At 61.4% G+C, this 17,680-nt stretch carries 15 protein-coding genes; 9 read left to right on the top strand and 6 right to left on the bottom strand.

The window, feature by feature from the left end:
• Positions 1–394: 394 nt before the first annotated feature.
• Both HW556_RS11305 and HW556_RS11300 read left to right on the top strand, forming a co-directional pair.
• Positions 395–757: a hypothetical protein gene (locus tag HW556_RS11305; protein WP_176900135.1), complete on the top strand. Its 363-nt coding sequence runs from the start codon at positions 395–397 to the stop codon at positions 755–757.
• Between the two features lie 320 nt (positions 758–1,077).
• Complete coding sequence (locus tag HW556_RS11300) at positions 1,078–2,466, top strand: hypothetical protein (protein ID WP_176900134.1); 1,389 nt, start codon at positions 1,078–1,080, stop codon at positions 2,464–2,466.
• A gap of 23 nt (positions 2,467–2,489) precedes the next feature.
• On the opposite strand, the gene arfB is transcribed toward HW556_RS11300, so the two are convergent.
• Both arfB and HW556_RS11290 read right to left on the bottom strand, forming a co-directional pair.
• Complete coding sequence (gene arfB, locus HW556_RS11295) at positions 2,490–2,897, bottom strand: alternative ribosome rescue aminoacyl-tRNA hydrolase ArfB (RefSeq protein ID WP_176900133.1); 408 nt, start codon at positions 2,895–2,897, stop codon at positions 2,490–2,492.
• Positions 2,898–2,959: 62 nt separating this feature from the next.
• Positions 2,960–3,382, bottom strand: a complete 423-nt coding sequence (locus HW556_RS11290; RefSeq protein ID WP_176900132.1) for a hypothetical protein — start codon at positions 3,380–3,382, stop codon at positions 2,960–2,962.
• Positions 3,383–3,521: 139 nt separating this feature from the next.
• Here HW556_RS11290 and HW556_RS11285 point away from each other — a divergent pair, with 139 nt between their 5' ends.
• Positions 3,522–5,573 carry a M13 family metallopeptidase gene (locus HW556_RS11285; protein ID WP_176900131.1) on the top strand — a complete coding sequence of 684 codons (2,052 nt, stop codon included), beginning with the start codon at positions 3,522–3,524 and terminating at the stop codon, positions 5,571–5,573.
• Positions 5,574–5,677: 104 nt separating this feature from the next.
• On the top strand, positions 5,678–6,391 hold the full coding sequence (locus HW556_RS11280; RefSeq protein WP_176900130.1) for a head GIN domain-containing protein: 714 nt from the start codon (positions 5,678–5,680) through the stop codon (positions 6,389–6,391).
• Between the two features lie 84 nt (positions 6,392–6,475).
• Here the strand turns inward: HW556_RS11280 and HW556_RS11275 are convergent, their stop codons facing one another.
• On the bottom strand, positions 6,476–7,069 hold the full coding sequence (locus HW556_RS11275) for a hypothetical protein (RefSeq protein WP_176900129.1): 594 nt from the start codon (positions 7,067–7,069) through the stop codon (positions 6,476–6,478).
• Between the two features lie 159 nt (positions 7,070–7,228).
• Between HW556_RS11275 and HW556_RS11270 the strand changes: the two genes are divergently transcribed.
• Positions 7,229–8,176, top strand: coding sequence for a 3-oxoacyl-ACP synthase III family protein (locus tag HW556_RS11270; protein ID WP_176900128.1), 948 nt, complete (start codon positions 7,229–7,231; stop codon positions 8,174–8,176).
• A gap of 174 nt (positions 8,177–8,350) precedes the next feature.
• Here the strand turns inward: HW556_RS11270 and HW556_RS11265 are convergent, their stop codons facing one another.
• Positions 8,351–10,429 (bottom strand): matrixin family metalloprotease, encoded by a 2,079-nt coding sequence (locus HW556_RS11265; RefSeq protein ID WP_176900127.1) that lies wholly within the window; start codon positions 10,427–10,429, stop codon positions 8,351–8,353.
• Between the two features lie 242 nt (positions 10,430–10,671).
• Between HW556_RS11265 and HW556_RS11260 the strand changes: the two genes are divergently transcribed.
• Positions 10,672–11,265 (top strand): hypothetical protein, encoded by a 594-nt coding sequence (locus tag HW556_RS11260; protein WP_176900126.1) that lies wholly within the window; start codon positions 10,672–10,674, stop codon positions 11,263–11,265.
• A 38-nt stretch (positions 11,266–11,303) separates the two neighbouring features.
• Here the strand turns inward: HW556_RS11260 and HW556_RS11255 are convergent, their stop codons facing one another.
• Complete coding sequence (locus tag HW556_RS11255; protein WP_176900125.1) at positions 11,304–11,951, bottom strand: hypothetical protein; 648 nt, start codon at positions 11,949–11,951, stop codon at positions 11,304–11,306.
• 25 nt (positions 11,952–11,976) lie between these two features.
• Positions 11,977–12,891 carry a DUF72 domain-containing protein gene (locus HW556_RS11250; RefSeq protein WP_176900124.1) on the bottom strand — a complete coding sequence of 305 codons (915 nt, stop codon included), beginning with the start codon at positions 12,889–12,891 and terminating at the stop codon, positions 11,977–11,979.
• A gap of 521 nt (positions 12,892–13,412) precedes the next feature.
• Here HW556_RS11250 and HW556_RS11245 point away from each other — a divergent pair.
• The 3 genes from HW556_RS11245 to HW556_RS11235 all read left to right on the top strand — a co-directional run bounded on the left by HW556_RS11245 (position 13,413) and on the right by HW556_RS11235 (position 17,669).
• A complete protein-coding gene (locus tag HW556_RS11245) occupies positions 13,413–14,177 on the top strand; it encodes a septal ring lytic transglycosylase RlpA family protein (protein WP_176900123.1) in 765 nt (254 codons plus the stop codon).
• Between the two features lie 160 nt (positions 14,178–14,337).
• Positions 14,338–14,922: an acyloxyacyl hydrolase gene (locus HW556_RS11240; RefSeq protein WP_176900122.1), complete on the top strand. Its 585-nt coding sequence runs from the start codon at positions 14,338–14,340 to the stop codon at positions 14,920–14,922.
• Positions 14,923–15,164: 242 nt separating this feature from the next.
• Entirely contained in the window at positions 15,165–17,669 is a 2,505-nt protein-coding gene (locus HW556_RS11235; protein WP_176900121.1) for a penicillin acylase family protein, read from the top strand.
• The last annotated feature ends 11 nt before the right edge of the window (positions 17,670–17,680 follow it).

The raw sequence follows: 17,680 nt of genomic DNA, 5'->3' as shown, positions 1-17,680 counted from the left end.
CGGTCGGGCGGGGCCGGCCGGTCGAAGTCGTTAAGGTTGGGCTTTGGCACCTCGAGACGTCGAAACGTGGCAGCGGGGGGGGGCCAAAAGAAAGTGTTCCACAACGCGCCCCCCACCACCCCCCACCCCCGGGCCACCAACAACGGCGGGGGCCCGCCGCCCGCCCCCCCCCCCCCCCCCGTCCCGATGGCGGAAAACCAAGACCGAGAGCGGGGGGGGCGGGGGGGGGGGGCCCACCCGCCGCCCCTACAGCGTTCCAGCAAACCACTTGGCAACCTGGGTTGACTAGCGACTACCAGCTGGCAACTCGAAGCTGATGCTACTATAAATTTTAGCCAAACCTTACGCTACCCATTTTCGTTAGCAATATTGAATCTTACCCAGCATTATCGCCATGAAAATTCCAGTTGAAAAAGGTCAGGAGAAAGGCTTTCTATCTGACGGCCGTCATACAGTTGAAATCACCGAAATCGAGGAGGGCAAGAGCGAAAATCAGGGCATTCCCTATTTCGCTGCCCGTATGGAAAACGAGGAAGGCTTTGTGCTTCAGCGCTTCTACCTCTCCGACGCCGGCCGCCCTGTCATCATGGGCCTCTACGATACAGTCGGCATCGAGCCCAAAGCCGGCCAGGACCTCGACACCAAGCAGCTCATCGGCAAGAAGCTGTCGGTAGAAGTAGGCGACTACACCTACAACGACCCCAACTCGGGCAGCGAGCGGACACTCCGCCAGGCCTCGCACTTCCAGCGGGTGTAACTCGAATGTCGTTGCAGATTGAAGCCCCCGGCTGTGCCTGTTATGGCAGTGGTCGGGGGCTTTTTCGCGTTCCGGCGACAAAAAATCGCCGGCTTGTACCCCTTAGCAGTGCAACAGCAGGGGCAACTACCGGGTAAAGCTGCTGAAGTATAATCCTACTTTAAGCAGTTCAAAGTTTAGTTGGGGCAAGTGAAGAACGAACCTTACTTTTATGTCTTAACACGCGATGCTCTGCGCAACGGTTCTCTATTGAATTTAGGCCGCTTTTAACGCTCCAGTTGGTGCATCAAACTCACCCTGACTCCATATTCCCGCATTCTATGGTTCGTATCGTAATATTACTACTAAGCGGTTTGCTGATGCTGGGATGCACTAAAGACGAATCCGACGCTTCCGGTCCGGATAGTAGCGTGCGCATTAGCGGCTCTCGCTATATTTACAATTCACCCAAACCAAGCTCGCCCAAGTTACTCGGGATGTTAGGAGACAGTTACGTTGGCCTTAGCTCGGCTGCTCCAGGCCTGCCGCTTTGGTTGGGCATTCGTGACTTTACTCCATCTTTTCCGTCTGAAAATAACCTTGTTCGGCTGGATACCACTGGCCAGGTAGTATTAGCCCGCCACATTTATACGGGTAATTTGACCAGCGTAATACGGGCGACTGCCGATGGCGGCTGCTGGATTGGCGGAGGTGATAAGCTGCTGCGCCTCCGGGCCGACGGTTCGGTAGTATGGGCGCACACGCTAGAATATGGGTACGACTTTCCGCAACGAGTGCAAATCAACGACTTGGCGCTACGGGCCGATGGCAGCGTGCTGCTGGCAGGTGCTACCAGGGTTGACTACGGAGAGCAAATACTACTAGCGCACGTGTCAGCACTCGGTGAGGTTCTGTGGATGCGGGAGTATAAATACCCCCTCAATGGCACGGACCCGTTCGAACAACCTTTCACGGCGCAAATTATAAGCTTACCAGATAACAGCTTCGTTATCGCAGGCGACCGGGTAGTTGCCCCTAATACCTTTCTAACGCGTTTCAGCGAAATCGGCCAGCCACTCTGGAGCCAGACAATTGCAGTGCCCGATTTCGGCACAACCTTCATGGCCTTCCATTTGCTGCCCGACGGATCATTACAGTTAGGTATTCCAACCATTTCCGCCAGCTTTGCGCTGTTGCGATTCAACATCGACGGCCGGCTATTATTTAGCAACCGCTACGATGGCCTAAGGGTATCGAAAGGGGGTATTACCGTATCGCCGCAGGGGGAAACAGTACTACTGGGCCGCGGCTTCAAACTTTATAATTTTGATGGCCAGGGAACATTTGCGGGCAAGCTCGATGCTCAAGCCCAACCTATCGGCTCACTGCACTCGCTGGAAGCCGACACCTTAGGCCTGTTGAAGGATTTGCCCCAAGTAGTAGCCCCGGGCGGCAATTACGTGTATGGCGTAGGCAGCCTGTTTTCCTCTTCCTCCATTGCGACAACCAGTATAACTCCCAACCATTTTCGGCTATTTAAAGTCGACCAGCGCGGCGGTGAGGTTTGCTCTTTTACTACCGATGCCGCTACGCTGACATCAGCGCCGCTTACGCCCCAAATAACGCAGGGAGCCCTTCCAATAGTCATTACCGGGAAGTCTGGCCATCAGGATTTTACTCCTAACATAATTGCGCTTCCGGTGGTGAGAGTACGCAATTGCGGCAAGTGAGCAGTAAGTAGCTGGCAGCTGATTCAAAAATCTACTCGGCCGCGGTTGGTCTTTTTGTCGCCGTGCTTTTTCTTGGACTCCAGGCGTTTGCGCACGGCCCCTTTGCCGGGCTTGGTGGGGCGGCGGGTTTTGGGGCGGTGCAGGGTTTTGACGAGCAACTGATAAAACTTGAGCAGCGCCGTTTCGCGGTTGCGCAGTTGGCTGCGGTCTTCCTGGGCCGTTACCAGTAGCTCCCCCTCCTGGGTGAGGCGCGAGGCCAGCTTTTCGAGCAGTGTCTGCTTCTGCTCGTCGGTGAGCAGTTGCGAGTCGGCCACGCGGAAGCGCAGTTCGACGCGGCTTTCCACCTTGTTCACGTTTTGCCCGCCCGGCCCGCTGCTGCGGCTGGTCTGGAACTGCAATTCGGGCAGGAAGTCGGCGGCGGGAGACAGCATGGGGTTGAACTGTGAGGAATGAGAAGGTAAATATACTGTCATCCTGAGCGGCGGTTTTCCGCTCACCACAGCAGATAGCCGAGCAAACCCAAACGGGCGGTCCAGGCGAGGGTGCGGGGCCAGTTGGTGCGCACGAGGCCGTCGATGGCTACGTAGTTGTAGCCGTCGCGGGCCAGGCGGTTGTGGAAGGGTACGCTGAGCAGAAATGTGCTGGCCCAGGCTACCCCCACCAGCGCCAGCTGGCCCCAGCGAGCGGCCGGACTCAGGTTCGTGCCCTGCCAGGCCAGCCAGCCGGCCGCGCCCAGTTCCAGCAGCATCGGCCCCATTACCACCCAGCCCATGCGGGTAGAATGCTCGCGGTGAAACTGCGCGAACTGCTCGGACGCCACCCGGGCAAAGCCGGGATAATGCACGAGCTGGACCGTCCAGATGAGGCCGGTGAGGTAGGCCGCCAGGCCGAAATTGAGCAGGAGCAGATGATTCACTTTTCGCTGTTTGGTTTTCGTTATTCGTTTTTCTGCGGGCCGGGTTTCGTGTTTTGGCAGGACTTGATTAGCCGGCCGTTACTGCTACCTTTCCACTGAAAAAGAATAACGAGCCACAGAAAATAAATAACGGAAAAACATGAAGCACTTTCTTCGTCCGGGCCTGCTGGTGGCCCCGTTGCTGGGGCTGGCCGTGGCCGCCTGCGGCCCCAACGGCAAAACCGACGCCGCCAAGCCCGATTTGCTGAGCGCCAACCTCGACACCACCGTGCGGCCCGGCGACGATTTCTACAACTACGCCAACGGCACCTGGTTCAAGCAAAACCCGATTCCGGCCTCCGAAAGCAACTGGGGCATCGGCAAGCAGGTACAGAACGAAATCTACGGCCGCCTGCGCAAGCTTAACCAGGACGCCGCCAAGGCTACCGCCGCCCCCGGCTCAACAGAGCAGAAAATCGGCGACTTCTGGGCCACGGGCATGGACAGCGCGGCTATAAACAAGCAGGGCCTAGCGCCGCTGCAGGCCGAGCTGACGCGCATCCAGAACATCAGTACCGTAACGGGCGTGCAGGCGGCCATTGCGCGGCTGCAGCAGCTGGGCGTGAACGCGCTGCTGGGCGGCTACGTGCAGCAGGACGCCAAGAACAGCGACAAAATGGCCCTTCACCTCTGGCAGGCAGGCCTGGGGCTGCCCAACCGCGACTACTACTTCAACAAAGATGCCCGCACCGCCAACATCCGGAAAGAGTATGAGAAGCACCTGAGCACCATGTTCGGGCTGCTGGGCCAGGATGCGGCCACGGCCCAGGCCAGCACCCAGCGCGTGTTGGCCCTGGAAACCAAGCTGGCCGGGGCCTCGCGCAAACTCGAAGCCCTGCGCGACCCTTACGCCAACTATAACAAGATGAGCCTGGCCCAGCTCGACGCCCTCACGCCCGGCCTCAACTGGAAGCCCTGGCTGGCCGAAATGGCTTTTGCCAAGGCTGATACCGTAATTGTGGGCCAGCCCGAGTTCTACCAGGAAGCCAGCCGCCTGCTGCGCACCGCCCCGCTCGCCGACTGGCAGGCCTACCTGCAGTGGCAGTTGGTGCACACCTACGCCCCCACGCTAAGCCAGGAGTTCGACCAGGAAAACTTCCGGTTTTATGGTACCGTGCTGCAAGGCGCCACCGAGCAGCGCCCGCGCTGGAAGCGGGTGCTCGATGCCGAAGAAGCCGCTCTGGGCGAGGTACTGGGCCAGCAGTTCGTGAAAGAATACTTCACCCCCGAAACCAAAAAGCGCTACGAGCAGCTCACCGAGAACATCACGGCTTCGTTCCGCGAGCACATCGGGGCGCTGGACTGGATGGGCGACTCGACCAAGCAGAAGGCGCTGGTGAAGCTGGCCAAAATCACGCGTAAAGTGGGCTACCCCGATAAGTGGAAGGACTATTCGTCGCTCGAAATCAAGCGCGACTCGTACGCCGCCAACGTGATGCGGGCCAACCAGTGGCGTTACCGCTACGAGGCCCGCAAGCTGGGCCAGCCCGTCGACCGCACCGAGTGGGGCATGACGCCCCAGACCTACAACGCCTACTACAACCCCAGCAACAACGAAATCGTGTTGCCGGCCGCCATCTTCTCCATCCCCGGTTTGGTGGATGCCGAGGCCGACGACGCCATTATTTACGGCTACGCCGGGGCCAGCACCATCGGCCACGAGCTCACCCACGGCTTCGATGATGAAGGCAGCCAGTTTGATGAGAAGGGCAACCTGCGCAGCTGGTGGACCAAGGCCGACCGCAAAGCCTTCGATGCGCGCGTGCGCGGCATTGTGCGCCAGTTCAATAGCTATCAGGTGCTCGATTCGCTGCGCATCAACGGTAAGGCCACGGCCGGCGAGAACATTGCTGATTTGGGCGGCATCGTCATCGGGCTCGATGCATTCAAGAAAACCGAGCAGTACAAGAAGGGCGAGAAAATTGGGGGCCTGACGCCGGTCCAGCGCTACTTTCTGGGCTACGCGCTGGGCTGGCAAACCCACCAGCGCCCCGAGCGGCTGGCTCAGGCCCTGCTCACCGATGTGCACTCGCCGGCCCAGTACCGCATCAACGGCCCCTTCGCCGATGTGCCCGCCTTCTACGAGGCCTTCGGTGTAAAACCCGGCGACAAGCTCTACCGGCCCGATTCGGCCCGGGTGAAAATCTGGTAGTCGTCGCTTTTCGAAATCTGCTCCACTTATTTGTCGCCCTCGGGCAACTGTGCGCGGCAGCCCTGCATCTACCCCCGCAAGTCTTCCACTTTCACCCCTACGCTATGAAAAGCCTTCGTTTCCTGCTGCCCGGTTTGCTGCTCGCGCTGCTGCTGACTGCCTTCCAGACCTTCGCCGCCGACACCCGCGAAACCCGCACCGTAGCGCCCTTTACCGCCGTGAGCCTGGGCGGCTCCATGCAGGTCGTGTACCGCCAGGGCAGCCCCCAGAAAGTGGAAGTGCAGGGTGACACGGAGGATCTAGCTCAGATTGAAACCGTAGTCGAAAACGGCAAGCTTCGCATCCAAACCAAGCCGGGAGGAAACCTTAAATGGTCCAATCTGAAGGGCAAAGTAACCATCTACGTAACCGCGCCCACCGTTACGGCCCTGAGCGTGGGCGGCTCGGGCAGCTTGCGGGCCGCCGAGCCCATCCGGGCCGAGAAGCTGCGGCTGGCCGTGGGCGGCTCGGGCAGCCTGGTGCTGGCCAGCGTAACAGCCGAAACCATCGACTCTTCGGTGGCGGGTTCGGGCAGCCTCAAAATTGGCGGCGGCTCGGCCACGAGCCAGCAAATCAGCATCAGCGGCTCGGGCGGCGTATCAGCCGAGGCACTGACCTCCAAAACCTGCGAGGTGCGCGTGGCCGGCTCGGGTAGCTGCCGGGTGCAGGCCACTGAAACCCTCGATGCCCGCCTGGCCGGCTCGGGCGGCGTGTACGTGCGCGGCAACCCTCGCGTAAGCAGCTCTACGGCCGGCAGCGGCCGGGTGCATAAGTTGTAAGGAATTAGAAAACAGAGGTTGTGGAGGACGCTGTAGGGGCGGGGCTTGCCCCCGCCCCTACAGCGTGCCGATACGCTCGCCTCCTCAAAGACCGAATAACCCGCCGCCTTTGCCTTTATCCTTCTTCTTGCTCTTGGACTTCTTCTGGTCCTTGCCATCAAAAATGCCGCCCATGAAGCTGGTTTTCTCCTTGATGATGATGTAGCGCACCGAGAAGGCGGTGGGGAAACGGACCCAGTCGGCGGAATTGATTTCGACGGTGGGCTTGAAATCGACGCTGACGACGAGAGGCGCGAAGGCTATTTTGTATTCGGCCCCGATAATGGCATCGAAGCCGCCGAACGTGCCGTCGTCTTTGTGGTGGCCAAGGTGACCGCCCGCCCCGAGGTAGTAGTTGAGGCTGGGGCCCAGAATACCGAAGTGACGCTCGGCCAGCACCGTGCCGCTGATTTCGCGCGAGCTGACCAGCGCCAAGCCCTCGAGCGTGGCTTTGGGCAGAATTTTTTGCTGCACCGTGAGGCCATACTGGCCCCCACCTACCCGGAGGCCGGCAGCAGTAATGTATTTCTGGGCGTGAGCGGCCGATGGGGCCAGAAAAGCGACAGCCGTTGTTAGCAGCAGGCCGGCCAACAGGCCGGCGCGGGGCCGGGCCGGGCAGGCGAAAAACGGAAAGGTCATAATCTTATAAAGGGGTAGTTGAACCCGGCGCAGGGCTGCGCGTTGAGGCAACCAAGGAGGTACAAAGTACGTCGGTAGGGCGCAATAACGTCGTGCTCTGTGCAAACCACGTAACTTGCGGCCTTTATTTTCGCCCGCCCCCTACCGCTCCACTCCCCCGTGTATATTCATCAGGTCGCGTCCTACCTGCCCGCCGAAGTCATCGATAATGCCCATTTCACTCGCCTTAACGGTCTTTCGAGTGAGTGGATAACCGAGCGCACCGGTATCCGGACGCGCCGGAAAGCGGCTCCCGGCGAAAACACTAACACCATGGCCGTCGAGGCCACTCGCCGGGTGCTGGCCCAGACGCCCGATTTCGTGGCCACCGACGTGGACCTAATTGTGGCCGGTACCTACACGCCCCACGACACGATTTACACCGTGGCCCACGCCGTGCAGCGCGAAATCAACGTGTCGGATATTCCGGTGGTGAGCATTTCCTCGGCCTGCTCGTCGTTGCTGAATGCGCTGGAAATTGTGGAGGGCTACTTCGCCATGGGCAAGGCTCGCCGGGCGCTGGTTATTGTGAGTGAGCACAACACGGCCTACAACAACGAGGACGACACCGTAGCCGGCCACCTGTGGGGCGACGGCGCGGCGGCGCTGCTGGTTTCGCTGGACCGCCTTGCCCCCGCCGACCTGCGGGTGCGCGACATCCGTACCGGCGGGGCCGGCAACATCGGCAAGGCCGACGAATCGGTGACGCTCAAGCCCGTGGAAAAGGGCATTGTGATGCCCTACGGCAAAGATGTTTTCATTCACGCCTGCACCTACATGACGCGGGTAACCCAGGAAATCTTAGTTCGGAACAACGTGCCGGTAGAGGAGCTAACCTACCTGATTCCGCACCAGGCCAACCTGCGCATCACCAAAAACGTGCTGCAGCAGTTGGGCCTGCCCGATGAGCGTGCCGTGTCGAACATCCAGGATCTGGGCAATACCGGCTGCGCGGGTGCGGCCATTGCTTTGGGTAGCACTTGGCCAGACCTGCAGCCCGGCAACCAAGTAGTGGTTACGGTTTTTGGGGGCGGCTACTCCTACGGAGCCATGCTGCTGGAGCGGTAAGCTGGGCATCAGCCAGCACTTACGCGCAACAGGCCAACCAGACTTTTCGAACTAATGAGGCCAGAACACACCAGCGCCCCTGAACTCATTTTGGAGTCAGGGGCGCTGCGCCTTTCGGTACTTTGAGCTGTGCTGAAGTCCGGCTTTTTTAACTTTCTTACCCACTCACATACCTTAGCGCACCAGCAGCCGCACAGTGCCGCTGGGCCCGTTCGAATCGGTCCAGCGGAGCAAATAAAAGCCGGGGCGCAGGTCGGAAAGCGTGGGACTCAGCAGGCTGAGGCCGGGCGCATAATCGAGACGGCTGCCACCGTAATAGCGGCCCACGGCATCATAGAAGCGCAACGTGAGGGAGCCGGCAGCAGCTCCGGCGCCGTACTGCAGGCGTAGCGCCGGCCCGTTTCGGTCGAAGGGGTTGGGAAAGACTGTCAGGCCGGTTTGGGCGGTGGCGTCGCGGCTTACCAGCATTGGCCGAGCCGCATCAAGCGAACTATCGGGCCGCTTCAGCCGCAGGCGGTAGTAGCTCAGGCCGGGCAGCGGCTGCAGGTCGAGGGCGCGGTACGGACCGGCTCCGGCGGCCACTTCCGCTACGGGCTGCCAGCCGCCCGTTGTGTCGAGCGGGGCGCGCTCCAGCACAAAGCCGTTCAGGTAGCATTCGGCGCTGGTGGCCCACTGCACCTCAACACCGGCGGGGCTAGGCGTGGCCTGCTGACTTATCAGCGGGGCAGGCAACATGGCCGTGGGGCCGCACACATCGGGCCGGAAGCTGCGGACGCGCAGCACGTAGCGCCCCCCGGCTATGTCGCTGGCCGGGGCCAGAGTGCGGCTGCGCTGCCCGCGGGCAATGGCGTAGTGCATCACGGCGCTGGGCATAATCAGGTGGGAAAGCTGTTGGGCATGGCCCAACTCGTGCACCGCCACCGACTCGAAATCGAGCTGGGTGCTGGCTGGGTTGGCCGGCCCAAACTGCCAGGCGGCGGCATCGTCATACTGGGTATCGATTTCCTTCACAAAGAAAGCCACTGTGCCATCGGGGCGGTAGCAGCCCTCGTAGTAGCTGGTAGTGCGGCCCAGCACACCAGCCGGTAGCTGGGCACCGGTATCGAAGCCCACCGAGTTTATGTCATCGTTGGCCACGCCGGTAGTGGTGCGCGGCGGGCCCAACTCCCAGTTGATACCGGTTTGGCAGCGCCAGCCGGTAAGCGCCCGCTGCCAGGCCGCAGCGGCCGCAGCGTTGGCCACGAAGCCGGGCTCGAAGCGAAACGTGAGGCCCCCGGCCCCATTCTGGTCGCGGTGGGCAGGCACGGCGCGTTGGCCCGTGTTGGTATCGCGCACGTTGGTGGCGGCAAATTCGATGAGCACCGTTTGCAGGCTCAACGTTGCCAGTTGGCCCGTTCCGGCGGGCGTTACGCGCACCGGCCCGGTACCGGCCGGGTTGCCGGTCGCGCTCAAGGCCGGCACCCGCACCTGAATCCGGGTATCGGTCCAGCTCACATAATCGTCGTCGTTTACTCGGGTGAAAGTGGCACCGCCATCATCAGCATTGCGAAACTCCACGGTGCCCGTACCCCGGCTGGGGCCGAAACCACTGCCCGTAATGGTAAGCACCGCACCCGTGCCGGCCGACAGGCGCAGCGGCCCTATTCCACTGATAACCGCCACCTGCGGCCGGGCAGCGGCCATCTGGCTGCGCCGCAAGCGCGCTGCCGCCAAGGCCGGGTTAGGCTGCACCTCGCGCGGCGCGGCCGCCACCGTAGCCACGGCCGCAGCAGGGCTGTCATAGCGCCGAAACGGCTCGGCGGCCGTCAGGTTGGCTAGGTTATATCGAATGAATCCCTGCTGGCTGCCAAACACCTGCCAACTGGCTTGCGCGGGCACAGTAGTTGGCTCCAGAAAAAAAATACCTTGCTCGCCGGGCACCAGCTGCAGCGTGTTAGTAAGCACCTCGCGGCGTAGGCCCAACGTCCCTCCCTCCGTAAACACCGTCAGCACTGAATCGGGTGTGCCCTTCAGCTGGCGAAATACCCGCAGCTGGTGGCGAGTATACAGGTGGCCGTTGGCAGCCTGCACGCCCTCACTACCCACCACCACGGCCTCCACGATGCGGACGGCGCGGGCAGCACGGAGCGCGGGATCGAGCGGTTCCAGCAGGCAATGGGTGGCAGAAGCCGAAGTACTGGGAGTTGCCGTTTGGGCTGCAGCCGGCAGCGACAACGCCAGGAGTGGTAGAAGGAATAGATCGGAAAATTTCATACCGGAATACATACGGGAAAAGTTGGGCCGGCGGGCTGTCAAATTACGGCATTTCATCGTGCTAAATTTCAGGGCTTACGCTGGTTTTGCAGCGCAACTGGCTGCCCGGTGCAACCGCGCACTATCTGCCTGAACTCTTACTGTCAAATCAGTTCTTCCTTCCCTATTCGTTATGCGTAATTCTTTACTGACTGCCGCCGGCCTGACCGCGGCCGCCCTGTTCCTACCCAGTCCGGCCGCCCTTGCCCAGGAGGCCCCGGCCGCTGTTCAAGCTCGGTACGGGCCTTACCGACGGCGCGGGTTTCGGGGACTACCGGGGTCTGACGCTACCGCTGGTGCTGGGCGCCGAGCAGCAGCTGGCCCCCGGCTGGTCGGCTACGCTCAACGGCACCAGCCTCTGGAACATCGGCCAGCGCCGCGGCTTTGGCTCCTCCGAACGCGACGGGCTGAACCTGCGGCAGTTGGGAGTCGATGTGGGCATCCGCCACTACTACCACCAGGAAAAGCGCCAAGCCAAAGGCCGCCGGACGGGCCCCTATCAGGGTCCTTACGTGGCCCTGCATTTCGGCAATTACTTCGACCGCCGCTTTTCCTACAACTATGGTCCTATGTACAGCTACACCCGTAGCGACCTGAACTACGACTACAGCACCCTCACGGCGCGCTGGGGCGTGCAACGCCGCCTGGGCGGCCGGGGCCTGCTCGATGCCTACATCGGCGGCGGGCTGGCCAACCCCCGCACCTACCACAGCTACATCGGCGCAATGCCCGAGTACCGGCGCAACCTGAGCCTGGGCCTGGAGCTGGGCGTCAAAATCAGCCTGACCAACAAATGAGCTGCCGGGGCGCTAAGCGTCGCCCGGTTTTTTATACCTCAGTTGCTAAGCCACTCCCAGATACTGTAGCCAACCCGGAAAATAGGCGGAATTGAGCCAATGGCGGCCAGTATGCCTAAAATGGATACCACCCGCTCGTTGCGCTCGAACATGTTGCGGACAGTGAATTTGGGGTCGACGCGGGAAGTTTGCCAGGTTTCGCCGTTGAAGTAGGTGAACACCAGCGTGGTTTTATACTCACCGGGTTTGGCCCGTGAGCTAAGTTGCATGTTGAGCGTGTAGGGTGCGGTGCCGCCTTCGCCTTCCGAGGCTTCCGTAACGATGCTGGGCGTCGGGTCGTCGCTCACGTCGAAGAAGCGGGTATAGCCGGGCCCCGACTCATCGGCAGATTCCATGGTGGGTAGCACGATGCCCCGCTCCGATATAGGGGTGGTGTGCCCACCCCAACGCACCCGCTCCTGCCCGTAATCGAAGCCGTAGCTGACGGCCGAGCCGGAATCGTCCAGAATAGAAACCGGCGGGTAGAGGGCCAGCTTGGAATTGGCAATTTTCCCGTAGCCCGTGATGTAAATATCGACGACTACCGTATCGCCGGGGTCGATGTTGGCATCGTAAATCCGGGCTATCAGCTCGTATTTCCCAGTTTTATCCCCGTTTTCGCCCCGGCGGGCCGTCGTGTCTTTCATCTGATTTTCTCTCAATCAACACGCTTTAAAACAAGCTACCCTGCACCGGTTGCGGAATTACGCGGGGCGGGTGCACGGCCATACCAGTCAGTTCGTGCAGGCGGCGCAGGAAGTGTTCGGCCCACAGCGGGGAGTGCAATATGTCTTTCTGATGGATGAAGATGTAAGCCGTGTGTAGGCCCGCTTCGAGCCAGCCGGCCACGCGGGCGGCCCAGTCGTCGGCGCGGCGGAAGTCGGAGTCGATGAGGCCGTGGCCGTTGAGGCGCACGAAAGCGGTGGGGGTGGTTAGGCGCTGGTGCAGCGCGTCGCGGCGGCCGGCCACGTCGCTGATGAGCAGCGGCTTGCCCAGGGCTTCGAGCATGGCAGTGACAGTAGCCAGCAGGCCGGCATCGGAAAACCAGCCGGGGTGGCGCAGCTCCACGGCCAGCGGCACGAAGGCCGGAAAATCGAGCAGGTAGCGCTCCAGCCGCCGCAGGTGCTCGGGCCCGAAAGTGGGCGGCAGCTGCAGAAACGCGTGGCCCAGCGTGGGCCCCAGCCCCTCAATGGCGCGGCAGAAGCTCACAGTCAGGTCGTCGGCGTTATACAAAGCCCGGTCGTGGCTGATGACTTGCGGGATTTTGGGGCAAAACCGGAACGACTCGGGTACCGCGTCGCGCCACTTGCGCACGGTGGGCGCGTCGGGGATGCGGTAGTGGGTGGTGTTGAGCTCAATGCTGTTGAACTGCCGGGCGTAGTGGTGCAGGTAGTCAGCGTCTTTAATGCCCTGCGGGAAGTAGGAGCCCAGCCAGGCCTTATTGGTCCAGATGGGGCAGCCCACGTACACGGCCGGCGGAGCCGGCTGCGCGGGTAGGGCGCGGGCCAGCACGGCGGCCGTTTCGGGGTGGTCGGCGGGCAGCCGGAAATCAACGTAGCGCAGGTCGGAAAGGCGGCCAAAATCCATTCCCGAAGGTAAGCATCAGTTGGCGGTTGCCAGTGAGCAACTTGTCATTCAGCGCGCCGCGACGAATCTCGCGTGCTGCCGTTTGTTTGTCGTCGTAGTGTCAGCATGCACGATTCTTCCTGAAGCGCTGAATGACAGGCCGGAAACCCACCAACTGCTTACTCCTCTTACCACAATTACCGGACATTTGCAACCACCCTGCCGACTACTTCGGCTGCCGGAAGCCCGACTTTTTTCACCAGCGGATAGTCGCATTTTTCAGGGGACTGTTACATCGTCTGAAAAGAGTACAAAATGTGTATCAACTAAACACAAACGCTCATTTGACGGCTTCATTCCAGATTAATTAAATACAACGTTTATAAAAAAAAGACAAATTATGATGCAAATGTGTACCAACACGATTTGACCTAATAGCGACGCTTTGGTAGACGCTTATAGATTTGTCGCACTCACCAACTGGTTCCCGGATGAAAGTGCTCTACCGACGGTATGTATCAAGCTTGCTGCTAGTTGGCCTGATGGCCCTTTCAACGCTGCAACCGGCCACCGCCGGCACCGCCCGCCCAACGGACGACGAAAAAGCCGCCACTACCGCCAAAAAGAGCACTATTCTGCGGGGCCGCGCCTCCTGGTACGGCCGCGAGTTTCAGGGCCGCCGCACCAGCAGCGGCGAGCGGTTCGACCGCAACAAGTACACCTGCGCCCACAAAACCCTGCCCTTCGGCACCCGGCTGCGCGTATCGAACCCTAAAACCGGTGAGGCAGTCGTGGTGCGCGTGTCCGACCGCGGCCCGTTCCGTCACCAGCGCATCCTCGATCTGGCCGAAGTAGCCGCCCGCCCGCTGGGTATCATCACGCAGGGTGCCGTATCGGTAGTGGCCGAAGTGGTGCCCGAAACCACGCCCCTGGGCCCCACCGATGCCCCCGACGACCTGCAGGCCCTGGCCGCCGACCCCATTGAAACCGCCGAACTGCATACCAACATTGCCGCCGGCCACACCGAAGCCGCCGACCTGGCCCTGAAGGCCGAGCCAACCGCTTCTTTTGTGGTGCAGGCCGGCACTTTTGGCGACATACGCAATGCCCGCGCCGTGATGGACAAGATTCAGGGCCTGGAGCCGGCCATGTTCATCACCACGGTCACCGGCACGTCGGCCCAAGGCAAAACGCTTAACCGGATAGTTGTGGGCCGCTTTGCCACCGCCGCCGAGGCCAACGCCCTGCGCCTGCGTTTGGCCCGCGCCGGGGTGGCCAGTTTGGTACGCCAAACCGAAAACCTGTAGCAGCCGCAGCCCACCACTGGTACCACCTACGAAAGCCCGTTGCGCCACTCTCCTACCTCAGGAAAGTGGCGCAACGGGCTTTCAGGCTTCTGAACAGGGCAATTTATAGTTTTCAGTGCCGTTATTCGCGCATCCATTCATCTTCTATTATATAGTACCAATGCGTAAATTTCTTTTCCTCTCACTTCTGGCGGGAGGCCTACTGGCTGGTAATGTTGCCCAGGCCCAAACCACCCAAGGCACCCGCGTACTGGGTTTGAGTGGTGGCGACTTCACGTTCCAGAGCAATGGCTTTAGCAAGAGTTTTTCCGGGACCGTGATTCCGTCGGTGGGCGTGTTCGTGGCCGATAACCTGGCCGTGGGGGCCGCCGTGCAGCTTGGCTACTCGAGTTTCAAATTAAAATCCCTCTCAAATTTCCGGAACAACGGATTGACGATTGGGCTGTTACCCTGGCTTCGCTATTACCTGCCTTCGGAAAGCCGGCACCGGTTATTTGGCGAGCTGAGCGCGGGTGGGGTGTACAACCGCAGTCGCGCTTGGGAAGATTCCTTTCCGAATCAGCGCACTAGTTCCGACATAAACCTTCTGGCCAAAGCCGGACTGGGCTACTCCTACTTCATCACTCCGGCGGTGGGCCTAGAGGGCCTGCTCTCCTACCAACTCAACAGCGGCGACAAGAACACCTTCGGCAGCGGCGCGCTGGGCCTCAACCTGGGCTTCCGCATCTACCTGCCCCGAAACTAACGGAGACGCGGGCAGAAGCGGCCCACTCTGTTCTGCAGCTACCGCGCCAAAGCCATGGCGGGACGGCACCGACCATAAAACGGTTGGTGCCCTCCTGCCGGGGCTTCGTGGCTTTTGGTACAACGTGTTTGCTGCCGACAGGCTGTGCCTTTGGGGCAGCGGGCGGCCAGCAGACCTTTCTTTCAACCCAAACAATACCCGGCATTTGCTACCTTCCGGCTCCCTGAAAATCCGGATACCTTATGCTGCGTTGGCTGAAACCTGTGTTGGCCCTGCTCACGGCCGTTGTGCTTGCCTGGGTGCTGAATACCAAACAGGGCGACGTGCCCCCCGTGGCCCGACTGCTCAGCCCCTACAGCGGCTTTTGGCAAAACGGCGAAACGGCCGCCGACTTCCCCGCCCAGCAAACCCTGCGCCTGCCCGGCCTGCACCAAACGGTGCGCGTGCGCTTCGACGACCGGCGCGTGCCCCACATCTTCGCCGACAACGACCACGACCTGTACTATGCCCAGGGCTACCTCACGGCCCGCGACCGGCTCTGGCAGATGGAATTTATGACCCGCGTGGCGGCCGGCCGGATTTCGGAAGTAGTAGGCGAGCGGGCTCTGGAGTACGACCGGTTTCAGCGCCGCATGGGCCTGCCGTTTGGGGCCGAAAACTCGCTGCGCGAAATGCTGAAGAACGACACCACCCGGCTGGTGCTGGAGTCGTATGCGGCGGGCGTGAATGCCTATATCGGCCAACTGAGCCCCCGCGAGTATCCGTTTGAGTACAAGATGCTCGATTACGCACCCGAGCCTTGGACGCCGCTTAAATCGGCGCTGCTGCTTAAGTTAATGGCCTGGGACTTGAGCGGCCGCTCCGACGACTTGCGCCTGAGCAACATTCTGAGCAAATACGGCCCCGAGGTCACGCGCGACCTGTTTCCCAACTTCCCCTTCCGCGCCGACCCGGTCGTGCCCAACGGTGCGCCGCTTGATTTCCAGCCGCTGCCGGTGCCACCAGCGCCGCCCGTGCCGTTTGCCGCCGCCATATCGGGCCTGGTGCCCAGCCGCGAGCCCGATGCCGAGCTGGGCTCCAACAACTTTGCGGTGGCCGGCTCGCGCACCGCCTCAGGCAAGCCACTGCTGGCCAACGACCCGCATCTGCAGCTCAATCTGCCCAGCATCTGGTACCAGGTGCAGCTGCACGGGCCGGGCCAGAACGTGTATGGCGTGACCATTCCGGGCGCGCCGGCTGTTATCATCGGCTTCAATGCCGATGTGGCCTGGGGTGTAACCAACGTGGGCGGCGACGTGCTCGACTGGTATCAGCTGAAGTTCAAAGACGCCCGCCAGCGCGAGTACTGGCACGACGGGCGCTGGAAACCAGTGCGCCGGGTGGTGGAGCGAATATCCGTGCGCGGCCGCCCCGACCGGCTCGACACCGTGCTGTACACCCACCACGGCCCGGTGGTGTACGACCAGAACGAAACCGTTTTCAACAAACAAACACCCGTGCGGCACGCCCTGCGCTGGACCGCCCACGAGGCCGCAGGCGCCAACGAGGTACTGGCCTTCGTGAAGCTCAACCACGCCCGAAACTACCAGGACTACGACCGGGCCCTGCGCACCTACGCCTCGCCGGCCCAGAACTTTATTTTCGCCAGCCGCTCGGGCGACGTGGCCATCCGGCCCAACGGCCGCTTCCCGCTCAAATACGCCGAGCAGGGCAAGTTCATTCTCGATGGCTCGGACCCGCGCCAGGACTGGCAGGGCTGGATTCCGATGAGCCAGACGCCGCGCGTGCTCAATCCGGCCCGCGGCTACGTATCGTCGGCCAACCAGCACTCGGCCGGGCTAGGCTATCCATACTATCTGGGCTGGGATTACGCCCCCTGGGACCGGGCCCACCGCATCAACGGGCAGTTGGCCCACATGCACCGCGCCACCGCCGACACGCTACGGGTGCTGCAGAACGACGATTTAGGGCTGAACGCGCAACTGATGCTGCCTTGGATGCTCTATAGCTTGGAAGGCACCAAAGAAAGCAGTGACTGTTACAGCTATCCTCATCCAAACTCGTCCGTGGCAGTTGCCATGCGTGTGCTGGGCCAGTGGAAATTTCATTATACCGCCGATGCCATTGGGGCAACCATCTTCGAGCTGTGGTACCAGCAATTAACTTGGGCGCTCTGGGAAGACAACTTCGGCAAGCAGGTCACTGGCCTAGATATGCGTTATCCTTCCCGCGACCGGACCAACCGGCTGCTGCTCTACCAGTCGGGCGACGGTGCCAACTGCTTTAAAGGAGCCAGCTTCTGGGTTGACGACCGACGCACAGCCCAGCAGGAAAACGTCCACAACCTGCTCACGGCTTCGTTGCAGATCACCATGGACTCGCTTACCCGCAAGTTTGGGCCGCTGGGGCCGAAATGGGCCTGGGCCAACCAGAAAAGTACCGACATCAACCACCTGGCCCAGCTACCCGGCTTCGGCCACGCCGACGTATGGAGCGGCGGCAGCCCCGGCAGCGTGAATGCTACCGGCGCGCGCAATGGCCCCTCTTGGCGCATGGTGGTGGACCTAGCCACGCCGGTGCGGGCCTACGGCATCTTCCCCGGCGGCCAGAGCGGCAACCCGGCCTCGGTGTACTACGACGACATGCTTGAAAGCTGGCGCACCGGTCAGCTCGACGAACTGGTGTTCCTGAAGGCCGCCGACGAAAACCACCCCCGCCTACAAGCCGCCTGGCGGCTAGAGAAGTAGGCCAGCCCAAT

Origin of the sequence: Hymenobacter terrestris, from assembly GCF_013377905.1 — a bacterium.
Taxonomy (GTDB): domain Bacteria; phylum Bacteroidota; class Bacteroidia; order Cytophagales; family Hymenobacteraceae; genus Hymenobacter; species Hymenobacter terrestris.
This window is presented reverse-complemented; position numbering and strand designations above follow the sequence as displayed.

Excerpts from the sequence above, each read along its gene's own strand:
- HW556_RS11300 (WP_176900134.1), top strand. The coding sequence starts at position 1,078 with ATGGTTCGTATCGTAATATTACTACTAAGCGGTTTGCTGATGCTGGGA.
- HW556_RS11255 (WP_176900125.1), bottom strand. The coding sequence starts at position 11,951 with ATGAAAGACACGACGGCCCGCCGGGGCGAAAACGGGGATAAAACTGGG.
- HW556_RS11265 (WP_176900127.1), bottom strand. The coding sequence starts at position 10,429 with ATGAAATTTTCCGATCTATTCCTTCTACCACTCCTGGCGTTGTCGCTG.
- arfB (WP_176900133.1), bottom strand. The coding sequence starts at position 2,897 with ATGCTGTCTCCCGCCGCCGACTTCCTGCCCGAATTGCAGTTCCAGACC.
- HW556_RS11245 (WP_176900123.1), top strand. The coding sequence starts at position 13,413 with ATGGCCCTTTCAACGCTGCAACCGGCCACCGCCGGCACCGCCCGCCCA.
- HW556_RS11305 (WP_176900135.1), top strand. The coding sequence starts at position 395 with ATGAAAATTCCAGTTGAAAAAGGTCAGGAGAAAGGCTTTCTATCTGAC.
- HW556_RS11275 (WP_176900129.1), bottom strand. The coding sequence starts at position 7,069 with ATGACCTTTCCGTTTTTCGCCTGCCCGGCCCGGCCCCGCGCCGGCCTG.
- HW556_RS11285 (WP_176900131.1), top strand. The coding sequence starts at position 3,522 with ATGAAGCACTTTCTTCGTCCGGGCCTGCTGGTGGCCCCGTTGCTGGGG.
- HW556_RS11280 (WP_176900130.1), top strand. The coding sequence starts at position 5,678 with ATGAAAAGCCTTCGTTTCCTGCTGCCCGGTTTGCTGCTCGCGCTGCTG.
- HW556_RS11240 (WP_176900122.1), top strand. The coding sequence starts at position 14,338 with ATGCGTAAATTTCTTTTCCTCTCACTTCTGGCGGGAGGCCTACTGGCT.
- HW556_RS11235 (WP_176900121.1), top strand. The coding sequence starts at position 15,165 with ATGCTGCGTTGGCTGAAACCTGTGTTGGCCCTGCTCACGGCCGTTGTG.
- HW556_RS11250 (WP_176900124.1), bottom strand. The coding sequence starts at position 12,891 with ATGGATTTTGGCCGCCTTTCCGACCTGCGCTACGTTGATTTCCGGCTG.